Below are 17,921 nucleotides of genomic sequence, written 5' to 3'. Positions count from 1 at the left end.
CGCCCCCCGGTGAGCGACGATAGGAAGGGGCCCACACCGGTACCACCGCCGTAGGCCCCACCCCAGCAGGTGCCGCCAGGAACGGAGATCCCGTGACACGTTCGCAGACCCTCATCGCCACCGCGGATGAGCACAGCGCGCACAACTACCATCCGCTGCCCGTGGTCGTCGCCACCGCCGAAGGCGCGTGGATGACCGACGTCGAGGGCCGCCGCTATCTCGACATGCTCGCCGGCTACTCGGCGCTCAACTTCGGCCATGGCAACCGCCGGCTGCTGGACGCCGCGCGGGCCCAGTTGGAGCGGGTCACCCTGACCTCGCGTGCCTTCCACCACGACCGCTTCGCCGACTTCTGCACCCGGCTCGCCGAGTTGTGCGGGATGGAGCGGGTGCTGCCGATGAACACCGGCGCGGAGGCCGTGGAGACGGCGGTCAAGACGGCCCGCAAGTGGGGTTACCGGGTGAAGGGCGTGCCGGACGGCCGGGCGAAGATCGTGGTCGCCGCGGACAACTTCCACGGCCGCACCACCACCATCGTCAGCTTCTCCACCGATCCGGAGGCCCGCGCCGACTTCGGCCCGTACACCCCGGGCTTCGAGATCGTGCCGTACGGGGACCTGGAGGCGATGCGGGCGGCCTTGGACAAGGACGGCGAGGACACGGTGGCGGTGCTGCTGGAGCCGATCCAGGGTGAGGCGGGGGTGCTGGTGCCGCCGCCGGGTTATCTCGCCGGGGTGCGGGAGCTGACCCGGGAGCGGAACGTCCTCTTCATCGCCGATGAGATCCAGTCCGGGCTCGGCCGCACCGGGCGCACCTTCGCCTGCGAGCACGAAGGCGTGGTGCCCGACATGTACGTGCTGGGCAAGGCGCTGGGCGGCGGGGTGGTGCCGGTGTCCGCGGTGGTGTCCTCGGACGAGGTGCTGGGAGTGTTCCGGCCCGGCGAGCACGGCTCCACCTTCGGCGGGAACCCGCTGGCGTGCGCGGTGGCCCTGGAGGTCATCGGGATGCTGCGGACCGGGGAGTACCAGGAGCGGGCGGCGGAGCTGGGTGAGCATCTGCACCGTGAGCTGGGGGTGTTGGCGGGTGAGCCGGGTGGTGCGGTGCGCGCGGTCCGGGGCCGGGGGCTGTGGGCCGGGGTGGACATCGATCCGGCGCGGGGCACCGGGCGGGAGATCTCGGAACGGCTGATGGCCGAGGGTGTGCTGGTGAAGGACACCCATGGCTCCACCATCCGGATCGCGCCCCCGCTGGTGATCAGCAAGGAGGACCTGGACTGGGGTCTTGAGCGGCTGCGGGCCGTGCTCCAGGGCTGACCTGCCGGATACCGCGACCGCCGCCCCGCCGGAAATCGGCGGGGCGGCGGTCGCGTTCTGTTGCGGGCGGTGGCCGTCAGCGGCGTGAACCGCTGCGGCGGCTCTTGCCGTAGCCGCCGTGCTTGCGGTGGCTGCCGCCGGAGTTGCCGGCGGAGGTGCCGGAGCGCGGCTTGGTGAAGGAACCGCCTTCCACCCAGCCGGACTTGGAGCTGCCGCCGTAGTACCAGTCGCCCCTGGAACCGGAGTTGCAGTCCTTGTCGGAGACGACGCGGTAGCCGCGGTCGTAGCGGTAACTGCCGCGGTCCACACAGCGTTTGTCGTGGTCCGACGAGCAGGCGGTGAGTGTGGTCGCCAGGAGTGCGACGCCGCCGAGCAGTACCGTGCCCGCACGCAGTCGCCGCCGTATGTCCGCCATCGCTGTCCCCCGTATCCCGGCGCGGGCCTCGCCCGCGTCGCTTGAATTTCCGTCAACTTCCGGTCGACACCGATGAGTTCCGGCCGCGGGACAGGGTAGCGGCGGGGGCGACGGGGCGTCAGGTGAAGCCGGTTACGTACGGCGGCGGCCACCGCGGGTCCGGGGGCTCTCGACAACCGCGGGTGCGCTGGCTATGGTCCCCGCCAATCAAGCGAACCCAACTTGCCGCTCTCCGTGTCCCGTTCGTCTACGCGCGTCACATTGTGCGGCGGGACAACCGGGCGCGGCGGGACAACCGAACAAGGAGGCGCGTATGCGTCGCAGCATTGTCACCGTCTGGGCCGTGCTCCTCGCATCCCTGGGGCTCACGGTTCCACTCGGGTCCGCTCATGCGGCCGCCGGCGCCCCCTTCATGCTGCCGTACCCGGCCGGGTCGGCGTACACGATCACGCAGACCCCTGGCAGCGGCTACTCGCACAACGACGACTACAACCGCCATGCCGTCGACTTCGCCATGCCCAACGGCACCCCGATCGTCGCCTCCGCCGCGGGCACCGTCTACTTCGAGGGCTGGACCAACGGCGGCGGCATCATGGTGCTGATCAACCACGGCGACAACAGATGCAGCCAGTACGCCCACCTCAGCTCGACCAGCGTCAACGCCGGGCAGAGAGTGGCCAGAGGCCAGCGGGTCGCCCTCTCCGGGGCCACCGGCAACGCGACCGGCCCGCACCTCCACTGGAACATCGTGCACTGCAGCAGCCAGCTCAGCCGCGAGATCCCCAACTCCGTGGAGACCGGCACCAGTTACCCCACCGGTTACGCGCCGACGAGCCGCAACAGCCTCAACTCCCTGCACCCCGACGGCGAGCGGGTGTCGGACTTCAGCGGTGACGGCGCCGCCGACGTACTGGGCGTGACCGGCACGGGCGACCTCATGTACTACCCCAACAACGGCTACCGGCTGTCCCCGCCCCGGAAGCTCGGCCACGGCTGGCAGGACTTCAAGCAGGTGATGGCCGCCGACTGGAGCGGTGACGGCGCCGCCGACGTACTGGGCGTCGACGCCAAGGGGCGGCTGCTGTACTACCCCAACAACGGTTTCAAGCTCTCGCCGGCCCAGCAGATCGGCCAGGGCTGGGGCGGGTTCCAGCACGTCATGGCAGCGGACTTCAGCGGTGACGGCAAGGCGGACGTCCTCGGCGTCAACAGCGCGGGCGAGCTCATGTACTACCCGCACGTCGGCAACGGCTTCGGCACACCGAAGAAGTTCGGTCCGGGCTGGGGCTCGTTCAAGCATGTGATGGCGGCGGACTGGAGCGGTGACGGCAAGGCGGATGTCCTCGCCGTCAACAGCGCCGGTGACCTGCTGTACTACCCGCACGTCGGCAGCGGCTTCGGCAGCCCGTCGAAGATCGGCCACGGCTGGCAGTCGTTCCAGCGGGTCTTCGCCTCCGACTTCAGCGGGGACGGCAAGGCGGATGTGCTGGGCGTCGACGACAAGGGCGACCTCTGGTACTACCCGCACAGCGGCGGCGGCTTCGGCAACCGCGTGCAGCTCGGGCACGGTTGGCAGTCCTTCAAGCACGTCTTCTGACGGCACCCGCCGCATACGCCACCGGGCACCCGGCCCTAGCCGGCGAACCAGCGGACAGGGCGCGGGGACAGGTTCTGGTAGATGTGCTTGGTCTCGCGGTACGCGGCGAGTCCGGCGGGGCCCAGCTCGCGGCCGGTGCCGGACTTGCCGAAGCCGCCCCACTCGGCCTGCGGCAGCCAGCGGTGGACATCGTTGATCCACACGGTGCCATGGCGCAGTGCGGCGGCGACCCGGTGGGCACGGGCGGCGTCCGTCGTCCACACCGAGCCCGCCAGGCCGTACCCGGTGTCATGGGCGAGGGCGATCGCCTCGTCCTCGGTGCGGAAGGTCTCCACGGTGAGCACCGGGCCGCGGAGCTCCTCGCGGACGACGCGCATGTCGCGGTGGCACCGGTCCAGCACCGTCGGCTCGTAGTAGTAGCCGGTGGCGGGGCGCCGGGCGGTGGGCTCGGGGCGGCGGCCGCCGGTGCGGAGCGCGGCGCCCTCGGCGAGCGCGGACGCCACCAGGGACTCGGTCCGCTCGCGCTGCCGCTCGGAGACGAGGGGGCCGCACTCCACGCCCGGTTCGGTGCCGCGGCCGATACGGATCCGGGCGGCGCGGCGGGCGAGTTCGGTGACGAACCGCTCCCGTACCGACTCCTCGACGATGAGGCGGGCGCCCGCCGAGCGGGCCTGGCCGCTGTGGCGGAAGGCGGCGTTGAGGGCCTGGTCGACGGCGGTGTCGAAGCCCTCGTCGGTCTCGCAGGCGTCCGCGAAGACCAGGTCGGGGTTCCTGCCGCCCAGCTCCAGGACGGTCCTTTTCAGACCGGCGGCCGCGGCCCGGGCGACCTCGGTGCCGCCGGCCGGCCCGCCTGTGAAGGACACCAGGTCGACGGCGGGATGCTCGGACAGCCGGGCGCCGACGGTGCGGCCGGGTCCGGTGACGATATTGGCGACCCCGGCGGGCAGCCCGGCCGCACCGAGCAGCCGGACCAGGGCGACGGTGGTCATCGGCGTCAGCCGACTGGGCTTGACGACGAAGGTGTTGCCCGCGGCGAGCGCCGGCGCGATCTTCCAACTGGCTTGGCCCAGCGGGGAGTTGCCGGGCGTGATCAGCGAGCAGACACCGACCGGCTCATGGACGACGACGCTGTGCGCATCCGCCGTACCGGCGTCCACGACCCGGCCTGCGCCCTCGGCGGTGACCAGGTCGGCGAAGTAGCGGAAGGTGTCGGCGGCGCGGTCGGCGGCGGCCCGGCCCTCCTCGGTGGTCGTTCCGGTGTCGCGGCTCTCCAGCAGGCCGAGTCGCTGCCGGTCGCGTATCAGGAGGTCGGCGGTGCGGCGCAGCAGGGCGGCCCGGTCGGCGGCCGGGGTGTGGCGCCAGGGGCCGTGGTCGAAGGCGGCGCGGGCGGCTTCCACCGCGGCGTCCGCGTCCCGCCGGTCCCCCTCGGCGGCCACCGCGAACGGCTTGCCATCCGCGGGGTCGATGATCTCGCGGGTGCTCCCGGAGACGGCCGGGCGCCACTCCCCGCCCACATGGATGGTCTCTGCTGCGGACACGTACCGTACGCCTTTCCTCGCGCTGTGCTGCCGGCCGGGCGTCCCGGCGATCGGGACCACTTGCCCGGGTCGGGCGGAACCATGCCGAACCCGTCCCGAAGGTGCCGTACACCACTCCACATGCGACATCCAGGGGCGATACGTACTCTGTTGGGTGATTTGCCGTTGGAGGTGACGCCATGCCCCGTCGTCCACCGGGAACCCGCCAGGGCCGACCGCTCACCCACTCCCCGGAAGGCACCCCGGCACCGGCCGCGCCGGGCGGGCGCCGCCGAGGGCGCCGGTGGTTCGCGGCGGCCGGCTGCACCGCCGCCCTGCTGGCCCCCGCCGGGCCGCTGGCGCCGGGGGCCGCCGCCGAGGACGGGGACGGCGGAAAACCCAACGGCGTCGAGCGCCTCGACCCGGGCAAGGTCGCCGCCAAGGCACGCTCGGCGCTGCTCGGCGCGGACTCGCTGCGGCTGCGCCTCGACGACCGCGGCGAGGCGGGCTCCGCGGGAAACCAGCTCACCGCCATGGATCTGCGTCTCGACACCCGCGGGGACTGCCGGGGCAGCCTCACCCTGGGGGGCGGCGGCAGCGTCACCATGGTCAAGCGCGGCGACGAGATCTGGATGAAGCCGGACCGCGCCTTCTGGCGGGGCCAGCTCCAGGACCGGGGCGACGCCATGGCCCGCAAGGTGCACGGCCGCTATGTGCACGGCACCACCCGCGACAGCCTGCTCTCCCCGCTGGCCGGCGCCTGCGACCTGGACGGCTTCCGCCACCAGCTCACCGACGGCGCCGGCGGCCGGAACGGCGGCCCCCCGGCGTACAAGGGCCGCCCCACCCAGGTCGGGGGCGTCGAGGCACTCCCCCTGGTCCGCGAGCAGAAGGGCACCGCCAACACCCTCTATGTCGCCACCCGCGGCCGCCCCTACCCGGTGCAGCTCACCCAGCGCGGCCCCGGCGCCGACGTCCGGGTCCGCCTCACCGAGTACCAGCGGCCGGTGCACGCCCAGCCGCCGCCGACCTCCAGCAGCGTCGATGTCGCCGTCCTGGAGAACCGCGTCCACCGCGTGTGACACCGGAAACGCAAAGAGGGGCACCGCGGGTGTGCGGTGCCCCTCCTGTGTGCCGCCCCGGGCGGGCGGGGGTGGCTCAGATGAGGCCGAGGCCCTGGACCGCCTCGCGCTCCTCGGTCAGCTCCTGGACCGAGGCGTCGATCCGGGTACGGGAGAACTCGTTGAGCTCCAGGCCCTGGACGATCCGGTAGCCGCCGTTCTCAGTGGTGACCGGGAAGGACGAGATGATGCCCTCGGGCACACCGTAGGAGCCGTCCGAGGGGATGCCCATGGAGGTCCAGTCGCCCTCGGCGGTGCCGTTGACCCAGGTGTGCACATGGTCGATGGCGGCGTTGGCGGCGGAGGCCGCGGAGGAGGCGCCGCGGGCCTCGATGATCGCGGCACCGCGCTTGGCCACGGTCGGGATGAAGTCCTCCGCCAGCCACTTCTCGTCGTCGACCACCTCGGCCGCGTTCTTGCCGGCGACGGTGGCGTGGAAGATGTCCGGGTACTGGGTGGCGGAGTGGTTGCCCCAGATGGTGAGGCGCTTGATGTCGGCCACGGTGGAGCCGGTCTTCTTGGCGAGCTGGGTCAGCGCGCGGTTGTGGTCGAGGCGGGTCATCGCGGTGAAGCGCTCCGCCGGTACGTCCGGGGCGGCGGCCTGGGCGATCAGGGCGTTGGTGTTGGCCGGGTTGCCCACCACCAGGACCTTGACGTCGTCCGCTGCGTGGTCGTTGATGGCCTTGCCCTGCGGCTTGAAGATGCCGCCGTTGGCCTCCAGCAGGTCACCGCGCTCCATGCCCTTGGTGCGGGGGCGGGCGCCGACGAGCAGGCCGATGTTGGTGCCGTCGAAGGCGGTGTTCGGGTCGTCGGTGATGTCGATGCCCTGGAGCAGCGGGAAGGCGCAGTCGTCCAGTTCCATGGCGGTGCCCTCGGCGGCCTTGAGCGCCGGGGTGATCTCCAGGAGCCGGAGCCTCACCGGAACGTCCGCGCCGAGCAACTGGCCGGAGGCGATGCGGAAGAGAAGGGCGTAACCGATCTGGCCGGCCGCGCCGGTGACGGTGACGTTCACGGGAGTGCGGGTCATGGCGTTCTCCGTATGACTGCTGGCGGTGGGCGTCCCTGCCCGGATGCGGGACCCCTGGTGGCACCCGATGATCGATCAGTACTGCGGGTGATCGATCTCTCGGCGTCAAGAGAGATCCGGCGGTCAGGCTATCGCGCCCCGCCGGACCGGGGTGCGAAGTGTGGTGTGGCCCGTCCCACAGAACGTGCCTTCGGGTCATCCCCGGCCGCCCGCAAGGGGGTTGGGGCCGCCCGTACGCAGCGGTGGCGGCCGGCGGCCGTACGGTCCGTGGGGGAAGACCGTGCGGCCGCCGCGGGGGTGCGCCTCCCGTGGGGGGATGCCATGCAGTTGCCCCCGTCGGGCGCGAGCAATCCTGCACTCTTCTCACGGTTTCCACGAAGGCCCGCCTGCCCGGCGGTTGAGCGCCGAACCTGCCTCGTCAGGGCCTCGTCACGAGCCGGGCACACCGTAATGGAACGGTCACTTCCGTGCCACGGACGCCGGACATGTCTTGATCCTCTTCGGTAGGTCCATGACTCTGTTGGTGCGGCGCCCGTCCTGACTCGGGGGAGAGGATGGGCGCCGCCCAACTCCCTTGAGAACAGGGGCCGTTGGGCACACCCGGCGCACCCGGCTCAACCGGTGGCCGGGTCTCCGCCGCTGACGGTGAAGTGGAGCATGTCCCCCAGGAACGGGATCTCCAGCCACGGATGCGGCTGCGCCATCAGCGCCAGCAGCACGATGGCCAGGCCCAGCACCCCGTAGGTCAGCATGTCGGTGAAGCGGGAGCGCACCGCGAGCATCCCGACCGAGGGCAGCGTCCACCGCAGCACCGCCCCCGTGAGCAGCGCCACCCCGATCAGCAGGGTGCCCACCCGGAACGCGTCCAGCGCGGTCAGCAGCAAGCCGAGGCCGGTCACCCCGACGACGGTCAGCACCGGCCACTGGCGGGCCGGCGCCGGAGCGTCCCCCGAGGCGGCCCGGCCGCCGCCCTCGGGCCGTGCCGTGTCCCGGGTGAGACGGGGGAAACGCCGGGTCCGCCCGCCCGCCGCGCCCTGCTCCCCGGGTCGCCCGCCGTCCTTGGTCACCGCGGCGCTCACCGGCCGGACCGCGCGTCGCGCTCCGCGGCCTCCACCACGTTCACCAGCAACTGGGCGCGGGTCATGGGGCCGACGCCGCCCGGGTTGGGCGAGAGCCAGCCCGCCACCTCGGCCACCCCGGGGTGCACATCGCCGACGATCTTCCCGTGCTCGTCGCGGGAGACACCGACGTCCAGCACGGCCGCGCCCGGCTTCACATCCTCCGGCTTGACCAGGTGCGGCACCCCCGCCGCGGCCACCACGATGTCGGCACGCCGCAGATGGGCGGCGAGGTCGCGGGTGCCGGTGTGGCACTGGGTGACGGTGGCGTTCTCGGAGCGGCGGGTCAGCAGCAGCGGCATCGGGCGCCCGATGGTGACGCCGCGCCCGACGACCACCACCTCCGCCCCGCCGATCTCCACCCCGTGCTCCCGCAGCAGCCGCACGATGCCGTACGGGGTGCAGGGCAGCGGGGCGGGCTCGTTCAGCACCAGGCGGCCGAGGTTGGTGGGGTGCAGGCCGTCGGCGTCCTTCGCCGGGTCCATCAGCTCCAGGACGCGGTTCTCGTCGATGCCCTCGGGCAGCGGCAGTTGCACGATGTAGCCGGTGCAGGCCGGGTCGGCGTTCAGCTCGCGTACGACCGCCTCGATCTCCTCCTGGGTGGCGGAGGCGGGCAGTTCGCGCTGGATGGAGGCGATCCCGACCTGGGCGCAGTCCCGGTGCTTTCCGGCGACGTACTTCTGGCTGCCGGGGTCCTCGCCGACGAGGAGGGTGCCGAGGCCGGGCGTGACGCCCCGCTCCTTCAGCACCGCCACCCGGGCGGCCAGTTCGGACTTGATCGCGGCTGCGGTGGCCTTGCCATCGAGAATCTGGGCGGTCATACCCCCATCTTCCCGGATGCCGGGGCACCGGATCCAATCCGGTCCGGGTGGAGAGACCGGAACCCGCGGCGGGCGGTCACGGCCGGCCTGATCCACCGCCGGGCACCCGGCGCCGCACACATTGCACTTGCACAACACCTGACGGCCTTGACTGGACAAATCCAGACGCCACGCACGACGATGTGGGCCGCAGTCCGCGGGCAGTGTTGGGGGGCAGAACCGCTCGAATCGCGCCTTTCCTCCGCGCGATCCGCGTCGTCCCCGCAGTTGTCAACGGAGGAATCCGCCATGAGTTACGGCTCCCCGAATCCCTACGGCCAGCCGGACCCCAATCAGGGCCAGCCCGGCTACGGCTACCCGCAGCAGGGCCAGCAGCCCGGTTACGGCTACCCGCAGCAAGGGGGTGTCCCGCCGCAGGGCGGCTACGGCTACCCGCAGCAGCCGGGCTACCAGGGCGGATTCCCCGGCGGGATGCCGCGGGTGGCCTCCATGGGCCGCCGCCTCGGCGCCCGCCTCATCGACGGTGTGGCCTTCAGCGTCATCTACGGGATCCTGGTCGCCATCGGCGTCGCCGGCGCCGCCTCCTCGGCGAGCAAATGCGACTCCGGCGCCGCCGACTACTCGTCCTGTGTCAACGACGCGGGCAGCAGCGTCGCCGCCTCCTTCGGCGCGGTGATCGGCATCCTCGCCGTGGTGGGCCTGCTCTACGAGTGGCTGATGACCGCCCTCGTCGGCGGCACCCTCGGCAAGCTGGCCGTCGGCATCCGCGTCGTCGACGTCGAGACCGGCCAGAAGCCCGGTGTGGGCAAGGCGTTCGTCCGCTGGATCATCCCCATGGTCGGCTCCCTCGCCTGCGGCATCGGCCAACTCCTGGTCTACCTCTCGCCGTTCTGGGACAAGTCGGGGCGTCAGCAGGGCTGGCACGACAAGGCCGCCGGCACCATGGTCATCCAGAACTGACCACGCCGCACCGCCCCGGGGCTCCCCCGGGACGCCGAAGGGCCGTGCCCCGCACCCGCGGAGCACGGCCCTTCGCCGTACGGGACGCCCGGCCGGTGTGCCGGGCGCCCGGTGTCAGTGGAAGAAGTGGCGGGTCCCGGTGAAGTACATCGTCACGCCCGCCTTCTCCGCGGCGGCCACGGCCTGCTCGTCGCGGATGGAGCCACCGGGCTGGACGATGGCCTTCACCCCGGCCGCGATCAGGATCTCCGGCCCGTCAGGGAACGGGAAGAACGCGTCGGAGGCCGCGTAGGAGCCGCGCGCCCGCTCCTCCCCGGCCCGCTCCACCGCGAGGCGGCACGAGTCGACCCGGTTGACCTGGCCCATGCCGACGCCGACCGAGGCACCGTCCCGGGCGAGCAGGATCGCGTTGGACTTCACCGCCCGGCAGGCCCGCCACGCGAACGCCAACTCGGCCAGTTCCGCGGGCTCCAGGGCCTGCCCGGCGGCCAGTGTCCAGGTGGCGGGGTCGTCGCCGCCGGCCTGCAAGCGGTCGGTGGCCTGGAGCAGCGCGCCGCCGTCGATCTGGCGGAACTCGACCGGGGCGGCCGGGGCCTCGGGGGCGCGCAGCACCCGGATGTTCTTCTTCCTGGCGAGCGCCTCCAGCGCCCCTTCCTCGTAGCCGGGGGCCACGATGACCTCGGTGAAGATCTCCGCGACCTGCTCGGCCAACTCCCTGGACACCGGCCGATTCACGGCGATCACCCCGCCGTACGCGGAGACCGGGTCGCAGGCGTGCGCCTTGCGGTGGGCCTCCGCCACATCCGAACCGACCGCGATACCGCAGGGGTTGGCGTGCTTGATGATCGCCACACAGGGCTCGTCGTGGTCGTAGGCGGCGCGGCGGGCGGCGTCGGTGTCCGTGTAGTTGTTGTAGGACATCTCCTTGCCGTGCAGTTGCTCCGCCTCGGCGAGCCCGCCCTCGCCGGTGACGTAGAGCGCGGCGCCCTGGTGCGGGTTCTCCCCGTAACGCAGCACGTTCTTACGGGAGTAGACGGCGCCGAGGAAGTCGGGGTGGCCGCTGTCGTCCGCCGCGGCATAGTCCCCGGCGAACCAGGAGGCGACGGCCACGTCGTAGGCCGCGGTGTGCTGGAAGGCCTCCGCGGCGAGCCGCTTGCGGGCCGGGAGGTCGAAGCCGCCGGCGCGGACCGCGGCAAGCACGTCCCCGTACCGGTCGGGGCTGGTGACCACGGCGACCGAGGGGTGGTTCTTGGCGGCGGCGCGCACCATGGACGGGCCGCCGATGTCGATCTGCTCCACACACTCGTCGGGGGTGGCGCCGGAGGCCACGGTCTCCCGGAACGGGTAGAGGTTGACGATCACCAACTCGAAGGGCCGCACGTCGAGTTCGTCGAGTTGCCGGCGGTGGTCCGGCAGCCGCAGATCGGCGAGGATGCCGGCGTGCACCCGCGGGTGGAGCGTCTTGACCCGGCCGTCGAGGCACTCGGGGAAGCCGGTCAGCTCCTCCACCCTGGTGACCGGGACACCGGCGCCGGCGATCCGCTCGGCGGTGGACCCGGTGGACACCAGCTCCACCCCCGCCGCGTGCAGCCCGCGGGCCAGGTCCTCCAGGCCGGTCTTGTCGTAGACGCTGACGAGGGCCCGGCGGATGGGCAGCGTTGCGTTGGTGGGTTCGGCTGTCACGGGATCAGTACCTTTCGTCCCTCAATGCGGTAACCGTCGCGGGCCAGGCGTCCCACGACCTCGACGAGCAGCCGTCGCTCGACGTCCTTGATGCGCTCATGCAGAGCTGCCGCGCCCTCGCGGGTGTCCTCCTCCACGACCTCCACCGCGCGCTGCGCGATGATCGGGCCGGTGTCGACGCCGTCGTCGACGAAGTGGACGGTGCAGCCGGTGACCTTCGCACCGTAGGCGAGGGCGTCCCGCACGCCGTGGGCGCCGGGGAAGCTGGGCAGCAGGGCGGGGTGGGTGTTGACGATCCGCCCGCCGAAGCGGGCCAGGAACGCCTTGCCCACGATCTTCATGAAACCGGCCGACACCACCAGGTCCGGCCGGTACTCGGCGGTCGCCTCAGTGAGCGCCGCGTCCCACCCGGCCCGGTCCGCGTGGTCCGGGACCCGGCAGACGAAGGTGGGCAGACCGGCCGCCCGGGCCCGGTCGAGCCCGGCGATCCCGTCCCGGTCGGCGCCCACGGCGACGACCCGCGCCCCGTAGGTGTCCGGTCCCTCCGCCTCGATGGCGTCGAGCAGAGCCTGGAGGTTCGTACCTGATCCGGAGACCAGCACGACGAGGCGCTTGGCGGCCACAGCGGGGCCCTTTCTCGCAGGAGCGTCTTGTGCGGTCGTACGAAGGCTTCGCGCCCCTGGATACGGGGAACCCTACGAAGCGGCCGACCATCGGCAACGATACCGGGCAGCCGGGGCGGCCCCCACGGGACGGGGGCGTGGCCGGCAGGTAGCGTCTGGGGAGGACCGGCGGGAACGCGCCCGGTCCACCGGTCGTTCAACGGTCGACGTGACCGGAGCGATCCGGGGATCGCTCAAGCGCTGTCGCTCATGTCACTCGTGGGGCGTCGCTCATGTGATGTCGACGTCAGCGCCAGCAGTTTCCGCCAGCAGTTCTCCGAGGGGAAGACGCACACCTGATGCCGGACCGAAGCCACCGCCTCCTTCCGCTGCCCAGTGGTGCGTCGCTATCGGGCGGTGCACCGCTGCCCGGCGGCGGTCCGGCACCACTCGCCGGCGGCGCCCTGCTGCGCGAGCACCGCTCCGCCCCACCGCACAGCGACGGCTCAGGCTCCGACAGCGGCCCCGACGACGACGGCAGTGGCGACAGCGACGGCAAGGGCAACGGCTCCGACCACGCGGGCGACTCCTCCGGCGCCCAGGACGACAACCCGTTCGCGGCGCCGCCGGAGGGCACCCCGGACCGGCCCTGGCAGCCGCGCCGCCCCGAGCAGGACGGCGGGCAGGGCGGCTCGCCCTGGGGTCAGTGGAGCGACCGGCAGCCCGGCGGCACCCCGGGCGGCGGCTTCGGTGACCGCCCCGGCCGCCAGCAGTCTGGCCCGGAAGGACCGCAGAGCCCCCAGGGCGGTATGCGCTGGGACCCGACCGACCCGGCCCAGCGGCGCGCCCGGTACGCCCTGCTCGGCGGCATGTGGGCGTTCTTCTTCGCCCTCTTCGGCTGGCGCTACCCCGCCCTGCTCCTCGGCGCCCTGGCCCTGTACTGGGGCATCAGCTCCCTGCACGGCGCCCCCCGCCCCGAATCCGGTACCGGCCCCGAGGGCGGCGGGGCGGACAGGGCGGTGAGCGCCGCGCGGCGGCCGGAGCCGGCGCGTCCGCAGGGGCCGGCCCCGGCCGGTCCGGGCGGCGGCGCCCGGCCGCAGGCCACCGCCGCGATCAGCGGCCTGGTCACAGCGGCCCTCGCGCTGTCCATCGTGGCCGCCGGCTTCGCCGCCCAGGTCATCTACCGGGACTACTACACCTGCGTCAGCGACTCCCTCACCACCACCGCCAAGCACTCCTGCGAGGACCTCCTCCCGAAGAACCTCCGCCCCCTCCTCTCCGAGCAGAGGTGACGCCCGCCCCGCCTCAGCGTTCGGCGGGCGGCGCCACTCCCTCCGCGGGCAGCACCCCGTACTCCTCGCCGTCCTCGTAGGTGCCGGAGTCCGTGCCGTAGCCGCCGGTGGACAGGTCATAGGGTGCGGCTTCGCCGGGGGTGGTGGGGCTGGGGGCCGGGGTGCGGGCGGCCGGGGCCTGGTCCGTGCCCGGTACGGCGAATCCCAGCCAGGCCCGCCAGGACCGGGACCGGCCGGGGCTGCCCTGCTGCTCCGGCACACCCTTGGACTCTTCGCCGGTGCCGCGGAGTGCGCGCCACCAGGCGGTACGGCGGCTCCAGGCCCAGGCGAGGACGAGGCAGGGTGCGCCGATGGCCGCCGTCCAGGCCGCGGCCGCGGCGCCCGCCGCCCACCACTGCGGGCCGAAGGCGGCCAGCCGGTGCCCGCCGAGCGGTCCGCCGGAGAGCGCCGCGAGCCCGGCGACGGCCAGGCCGACCAGCAGCGCCGCGACCGGCAGTTCCCGCAGCGCCCTCGTCAACTGCCAGGCGCCCGGGCCGCGTTCGGAGTCCCCGCCCGCCTCCTCGGGACTGCGTGCGGAGTGGATCAGGCCATGGGCGAGGACCACCGCCGCCACCACCGGGACCGCGGCCACCGCCCAGGTCAGCGGTGTGCCTGAGCCCTCGCCCGGTAGTGCGGCCAGCAGCGGGAAGCGGGGCAGCAGCGGCACCTGGTCCGTGCCGAGCGGCCCCACCGGATGCCCGGCACCGAGCAGGAAGCCGGGCCCGAGTGCGTAACCGGCGCCCCAGACGGCCGCGTTGGGCAGCAGCGCCAGGCAGAGCAGCAGGACCGCGAGCCGTCCCGACCAGCCCCCTGTGAGATGCAGCAGATCGCCACCGGCCGCGCCCCGGTGCCGCACCAGGCTGGCCACCGCGAGCAGCGCCCCACCGGCGAGCAGCACCGGCACGGCACGTACGGCGGCACGGGCGGCGCCGGCGTGGCGCAGTACGGCGGCGGGGACTGCGGGGTGTGCGGGGGGCCAGGGGTGGCCGGCCGCGGTCCATACGCCGAGGGCCGCCGCGCAGGCCGCCAGCAGTGGTGGTGCGAAGGCGGTCGACGGCCAGGAGGGCCGCAGCCAGCCGCCTTCCGCGTAGGCGGTGACGGCGGCCCCGGTCAGCAGATAGCCGAGGACGACGCCGCCCCAGGCGGTACGGGCGGGTGCGGCGGTGCGGCCGAGGGGGGCGGCGGGGTCGGCGGGGTCCGGTTCTGCGGGGGTGTCGTCGCGGGCGGCGTCACGGGCGGCGCGGTGCACCAGCCAGGCGGGCAGTGCGAGCAGCAGCAGCGGGGTGAGGCCGAGGGGGGCGGTGCCGCCGGTGAGGGTGTCGCCGCGGACGAGTCCGGCTCCGTGGGCGAGCAGCCAGAGGGAGGCGATGAGGTGGAGGGCGCCGCCGGGCCCGCTGTCCGGGTAGGGGGAGCTGATCCACAACAGCAGGACGAGGACGCCGAGTACACCGAGGCCGAGTGCGGCGGCGAGGGCGCCCGCGAGCAGGCAGTCGGCGAAGGAGCGGCGGCGTTCCCGGGGCCGGGAGAGCCGGGCGAGCAGCGGCGGCAGCGGGGTGGTGCTGTGGGCGGGCGTCGGTTTCACGCCCGCCATGCTGCCAACGACACGCACATTCGCGGCGTAACAGACCATTGCTGCACGTGTCACAGAAGATGCGCTTATGTGTTTTTTCGAAGGGCGACCCGGGTGGCGTTCGACAGACGCCACCGCGGCGGACGCGCACCGCACCACGGCGGACGCGGAGGGCGGCAGATGACGGACAGCGGCAGCGCCGAAGCGGCCCCCCGGCCGACCCCCGCGGAGGCCTTCGACGCGCTCTACACCCACAGCGCCCCCTTCCTCGTCCGGCAGACCTTTCTGCTCACGGGGCGGCGGGCGCTGGCACGGGAGGCGGTGGAGCGGGCCTTCCAACTGGCCTGGCAGCAGTGGCCGCGGGTGGCGGCGGACGGGGATCCGGCGGGCTGGGTGCGGGCGGCGGCGCACGAGTACGCGCTCTCCCCGTGGCGGCGGCTGAATCCGGCGCACCGGCGGCGGGAGGCGCCGACCGCCGCCGAGGACGGCCCGCTGCTCGGCGCCCTGCTGGCGCTGCCCCCGCCGCGCCGCCGCACCCTGCTGCTGCACGACGGGATGCGGCTGGGGCTGCCGGAGGTCGCGGCGGAGACGGAGGCCTCCACCCGGGCGGCGGCCGCCCGTCTCGATCTGGCCCGGCAGGCGGTGGCCGACCGGTTGCCCGACCTCTGCGACCCCGGGCAACTGCACCGCGCCCTGGAGCAGTTGGCGGGCCGGGAGGGCATCCTGCCACCGCGGGTGGCGGTGGTACGCGGTGGCGGTGAGCGTCGCAGCCGGCACATCACCGCCGCGGCCATCGCGCTCACCGTGCTGATCGTCGGCGCCACCGCCGTCACTCTGGAGACGGCGCCGACCCACTACGAGCCGCCGCTGGCCCGCGGGGTGCCGGTGCCGCTGTCCGACACCGGGGCGGGCGCGGGGCCGCTGGCCGCTCCCCCGGCGGGCCCGCCGGCCCGCTCCCCGTTGCAGGACAGGCTGCTCCGCGCCCCGGGCCACGGCCCGTACCGGGTGCATCCGCAGTCCCGCTGAGCGGGGCGGCCGCGGACACGGCGGCGGGCCCGCACCCCGAGGGGTGCGGGCCCGCCGTGTGCCCGGGTGCCCGGCGCGTCAGGAGAGCAGCTCGCGCGCCAGCTCGGCGGTCTCGGTCGGAGTCTTGCCGACCTTGACGCCCGCGGCCTCCAGGGCCTCCTTCTTGGCGGCGGCGGTGCCGGAGGAGCCGGAGACGATGGCGCCGGCGTGGCCCATGGTCTTGCCCTCGGGCGCGGTGAAACCGGCCACGTAACCGACGACCGGCTTGGTGACGTTGGCCTTGATGAAGTCGGCGGCGCGCTCCTCGGCGTCGCCGCCGATCTCGCCGATCATCACGATCAGGTCGGTGTCCGGGTCGGCCTCGAAGGCGGCCAGCGCGTCGATGTGGGTGGTGCCGATGACCGGGTCACCGCCGATGCCGACGGCCGAGGAGAAGCCGATGTCACGCAGCTCGTACATCAACTGGTACGTCAGCGTGCCGGACTTGGAGACCAGGCCGATACGGCCCGGCTTGGTGATGTCGCCCGGGATGATGCCGGCGTTGGACTGGCCCGGGGTGATGAGGCCGGGGCAGTTGGGGCCGACGATGCGGGTCTTGCCGCCCTTGGACTGCGCGTAGGCGTAGAACGCGGCGGAGTCGTGGACGGCGATGCCCTCGGTGATGACGACGGCGAGGGGGATCTCGGCGTCGATGGCCTCGACCACGGCGGCCTTGGCGTGGGCCGGCGGCACGAAGAGGACGGACACATCGGCGCCGGTCTTCTCCATGGCCTCGGCGACGGTGCCGAAGACGGGGATGTCGTTGCCGTTGATGTCGACGGAGGTGCCGGCCTTGCGCGGGTTGACACCGCCGACGATGTTGGTGCCGTCGGCGAGCATGAGCTTGGTGTGCTTCATGCCGGTGGCACCGGTCATGCCCTGGACGATGACCTTGCTGTCCTTGTTGAGGAAGATAGCCATGGCTTTCTTGTCCCTCTTCCTTACTTCGCGGCCGCGAGCTCGGCGGCCTTGTCGGCCGCGCCGTCCATGGTGTCCACGCGCTGGACCAGCGGGTGGTTGGCGTCCGAGAGGATCTTGCGACCCAGCTCCGCGTTGTTGCCGTCGAGGCGGACCACCAGCGGCTTGGTGACGTCCTCGCCCTTGTTCTTCAGCAACTCCAGTGCCTGCACGATGCCGTTGGCGACCTCGTCGCACGCGGTGATGCCACCGAAGACGTTCACGAAGACGGACTTGACGTCCGGGTCACCGAGGATGATCTCCAGGCCGTCGGCCATCACCTGGGCGGAGGCGCCACCACCGATGTCCAGGAAGTTGGCGGGCTTGACCCCGCCATGCTTCTCACCGGCGTAGGCGACGACATCCAGAGTGGACATGACCAGCCCGGCACCGTTGCCGATGATGCCGACATCGCCGTCGAGCTTGACGTAGTTGAGGTTCTTCGCCTTGGCCGCGGCCTCCAGCGGATTGGCGGAGGCCTTGTCCTCCAGAGCCGCGTGGTCGGGCTGGCGGAACTCGGCGTTGGCGTCCAGGGACACCTTGCCGTCCAGCGCGAGCACCTGGCCGGAGGCGACCTTGGCCAGCGGGTTCACCTCGACCAGCAGCGCGTCCTCCGCGACGAAGGTCTTCCAGAGAGTGACCAGCACATCGGCGACCTGGTCGGCGACCTCGGCCGGGAACTTCGCCGCCGCGACGATCTCCCGCGCCTTCTCCTCGCTCACCCCGTCATTGGCGTCGACCGGGACCTTCGCCAGCTTCTCCGGCGTGGTCGCCGCGACCTCCTCGATGTCCATACCACCGGCCACCGAGGCCATGGCCAGGAA

At 73.0% G+C, this 17,921-nt stretch carries 16 protein-coding genes; 6 read left to right on the top strand and 10 right to left on the bottom strand.

Annotation, left to right across the window (positions count from 1 at the left end):
- Positions 1–92: 92 nt before the first annotated feature.
- The gene (rocD, locus tag ACFVST_RS16190) at positions 93–1,313 is read left to right on the top strand and encodes an ornithine--oxo-acid transaminase (RefSeq protein WP_390151460.1); all 1,221 of its coding nucleotides are present in this window, start codon (positions 93–95) and stop codon (positions 1,311–1,313) included.
- 76 nt (positions 1,314–1,389) lie between these two features.
- On the opposite strand, the gene ACFVST_RS16185 is transcribed toward rocD, so the two are convergent.
- Complete coding sequence (locus ACFVST_RS16185; RefSeq protein ID WP_390151457.1) at positions 1,390–1,728, bottom strand: hypothetical protein; 339 nt, start codon at positions 1,726–1,728, stop codon at positions 1,390–1,392.
- A gap of 313 nt (positions 1,729–2,041) precedes the next feature.
- Here ACFVST_RS16185 and ACFVST_RS16180 point away from each other — a divergent pair, with 313 nt between their 5' ends.
- Positions 2,042–3,325: a peptidoglycan DD-metalloendopeptidase family protein gene (locus ACFVST_RS16180; RefSeq protein WP_390151454.1), complete on the top strand. Its 1,284-nt coding sequence runs from the start codon at positions 2,042–2,044 to the stop codon at positions 3,323–3,325.
- 35 nt (positions 3,326–3,360) lie between these two features.
- Here ACFVST_RS16180 and ACFVST_RS16175 read toward each other — a convergent pair whose 3' ends face one another.
- Positions 3,361–4,863 (bottom strand): aldehyde dehydrogenase family protein, encoded by a 1,503-nt coding sequence (locus ACFVST_RS16175; RefSeq protein WP_390151451.1) that lies wholly within the window; start codon positions 4,861–4,863, stop codon positions 3,361–3,363.
- A gap of 179 nt (positions 4,864–5,042) precedes the next feature.
- On the opposite strand from ACFVST_RS16175, the gene ACFVST_RS16170 reads away from it, so the two are divergent.
- Positions 5,043–5,924 carry a hypothetical protein gene (locus ACFVST_RS16170; RefSeq protein ID WP_390151448.1) on the top strand — a complete coding sequence of 294 codons (882 nt, stop codon included), beginning with the start codon at positions 5,043–5,045 and terminating at the stop codon, positions 5,922–5,924.
- 76 nt (positions 5,925–6,000) lie between these two features.
- On the opposite strand, the gene ACFVST_RS16165 is transcribed toward ACFVST_RS16170, so the two are convergent.
- From ACFVST_RS16165 to ACFVST_RS16155, 3 genes are all read right to left on the bottom strand, one after another.
- On the bottom strand, positions 6,001–6,990 hold the full coding sequence (locus ACFVST_RS16165; RefSeq protein ID WP_390151445.1) for a malate dehydrogenase: 990 nt from the start codon (positions 6,988–6,990) through the stop codon (positions 6,001–6,003).
- Positions 6,991–7,604: 614 nt separating this feature from the next.
- Positions 7,605–8,069, bottom strand: a complete 465-nt coding sequence (locus ACFVST_RS16160) for a DUF3017 domain-containing protein (RefSeq protein ID WP_390151442.1) — start codon at positions 8,067–8,069, stop codon at positions 7,605–7,607.
- Positions 8,066–8,929 carry a bifunctional methylenetetrahydrofolate dehydrogenase/methenyltetrahydrofolate cyclohydrolase gene (locus ACFVST_RS16155; RefSeq protein ID WP_390151439.1) on the bottom strand — a complete coding sequence of 288 codons (864 nt, stop codon included), beginning with the start codon at positions 8,927–8,929 and terminating at the stop codon, positions 8,066–8,068. Before ACFVST_RS16155 ends, ACFVST_RS16160 begins: the two co-directional genes overlap by 4 nt.
- Positions 8,930–9,217: 288 nt before the next feature.
- On the opposite strand from ACFVST_RS16155, the gene ACFVST_RS16150 reads away from it, so the two are divergent.
- The gene (locus ACFVST_RS16150) at positions 9,218–9,889 is read left to right on the top strand and encodes an RDD family protein (RefSeq protein ID WP_390151436.1); all 672 of its coding nucleotides are present in this window, start codon (positions 9,218–9,220) and stop codon (positions 9,887–9,889) included.
- 114 nt (positions 9,890–10,003) lie between these two features.
- On the opposite strand, the gene purH is transcribed toward ACFVST_RS16150, so the two are convergent.
- Together purH and purN are read right to left on the bottom strand one after the other, a co-directional pair.
- Positions 10,004–11,572, bottom strand: coding sequence for a bifunctional phosphoribosylaminoimidazolecarboxamide formyltransferase/IMP cyclohydrolase (gene purH, locus ACFVST_RS16145; protein WP_390151433.1), 1,569 nt, complete (start codon positions 11,570–11,572; stop codon positions 10,004–10,006).
- Entirely contained in the window at positions 11,569–12,195 is a 627-nt protein-coding gene (gene purN, locus ACFVST_RS16140) for a phosphoribosylglycinamide formyltransferase (RefSeq protein WP_390151430.1), read from the bottom strand. Before purN ends, purH begins: the two co-directional genes overlap by 4 nt.
- Before the next feature lie 338 nt (positions 12,196–12,533).
- Between purN and ACFVST_RS16135 the strand changes: the two genes are divergently transcribed.
- The gene (locus tag ACFVST_RS16135) at positions 12,534–13,466 is read left to right on the top strand and encodes a hypothetical protein (protein ID WP_390151427.1); all 933 of its coding nucleotides are present in this window, start codon (positions 12,534–12,536) and stop codon (positions 13,464–13,466) included.
- A 13-nt stretch (positions 13,467–13,479) separates the two neighbouring features.
- Here ACFVST_RS16135 and ACFVST_RS16130 read toward each other — a convergent pair whose 3' ends face one another.
- Positions 13,480–15,096, bottom strand: coding sequence for a DUF6350 family protein (locus ACFVST_RS16130; RefSeq protein WP_390151424.1), 1,617 nt, complete (start codon positions 15,094–15,096; stop codon positions 13,480–13,482).
- Positions 15,097–15,255: 159 nt separating this feature from the next.
- Between ACFVST_RS16130 and ACFVST_RS16125 the strand changes: the two genes are divergently transcribed.
- Entirely contained in the window at positions 15,256–16,101 is an 846-nt protein-coding gene (locus ACFVST_RS16125) for an RNA polymerase subunit sigma-70 (RefSeq protein ID WP_390151422.1), read from the top strand.
- A gap of 78 nt (positions 16,102–16,179) precedes the next feature.
- Here ACFVST_RS16125 and sucD read toward each other — a convergent pair whose 3' ends face one another.
- Positions 16,180–17,061 carry a succinate--CoA ligase subunit alpha gene (gene sucD / locus ACFVST_RS16120; protein WP_390151419.1) on the bottom strand — a complete coding sequence of 294 codons (882 nt, stop codon included), beginning with the start codon at positions 17,059–17,061 and terminating at the stop codon, positions 16,180–16,182.
- Between the two features lie 20 nt (positions 17,062–17,081).
- A partial coding sequence (locus tag ACFVST_RS16115) for an ATP-grasp domain-containing protein (RefSeq protein WP_390151416.1) occupies positions 17,082–17,921 on the bottom strand: 840 nt, incomplete at its 5' end.

Origin of the sequence: Streptomyces sp. NPDC058045 (assembly GCF_042885635.1) — a bacterium.
In the GTDB taxonomy this organism is placed as follows: Bacteria; Actinomycetota; Actinomycetes; order Streptomycetales; family Streptomycetaceae; genus Streptomyces.
Note: the sequence above shows the minus strand (reverse complement) of the source record. Positions and strands in the feature narration are given on the sequence as shown.

Coding starts and splice junctions, on each gene's coding strand:
- ACFVST_RS16185 (WP_390151457.1), bottom strand. CDS start 1,728: ATGGCGGACATACGGCGGCGACTGCGTGCGGGCACGGTACTGCTCGGC.
- ACFVST_RS16180 (WP_390151454.1), top strand. CDS start 2,042: ATGCGTCGCAGCATTGTCACCGTCTGGGCCGTGCTCCTCGCATCCCTG.
- ACFVST_RS16170 (WP_390151448.1), top strand. CDS start 5,043: ATGCCCCGTCGTCCACCGGGAACCCGCCAGGGCCGACCGCTCACCCAC.
- ACFVST_RS16165 (WP_390151445.1), bottom strand. CDS start 6,990: ATGACCCGCACTCCCGTGAACGTCACCGTCACCGGCGCGGCCGGCCAG.
- ACFVST_RS16155 (WP_390151439.1), bottom strand. CDS start 8,929: ATGACCGCCCAGATTCTCGATGGCAAGGCCACCGCAGCCGCGATCAAG.
- ACFVST_RS16150 (WP_390151436.1), top strand. CDS start 9,218: ATGAGTTACGGCTCCCCGAATCCCTACGGCCAGCCGGACCCCAATCAG.
- ACFVST_RS16135 (WP_390151427.1), top strand. CDS start 12,534: ATGCCGGACCGAAGCCACCGCCTCCTTCCGCTGCCCAGTGGTGCGTCG.
- ACFVST_RS16130 (WP_390151424.1), bottom strand. CDS start 15,096: ATGGCGGGCGTGAAACCGACGCCCGCCCACAGCACCACCCCGCTGCCG.
- ACFVST_RS16125 (WP_390151422.1), top strand. CDS start 15,256: ATGACGGACAGCGGCAGCGCCGAAGCGGCCCCCCGGCCGACCCCCGCG.
- sucD (WP_390151419.1), bottom strand. CDS start 17,061: ATGGCTATCTTCCTCAACAAGGACAGCAAGGTCATCGTCCAGGGCATG.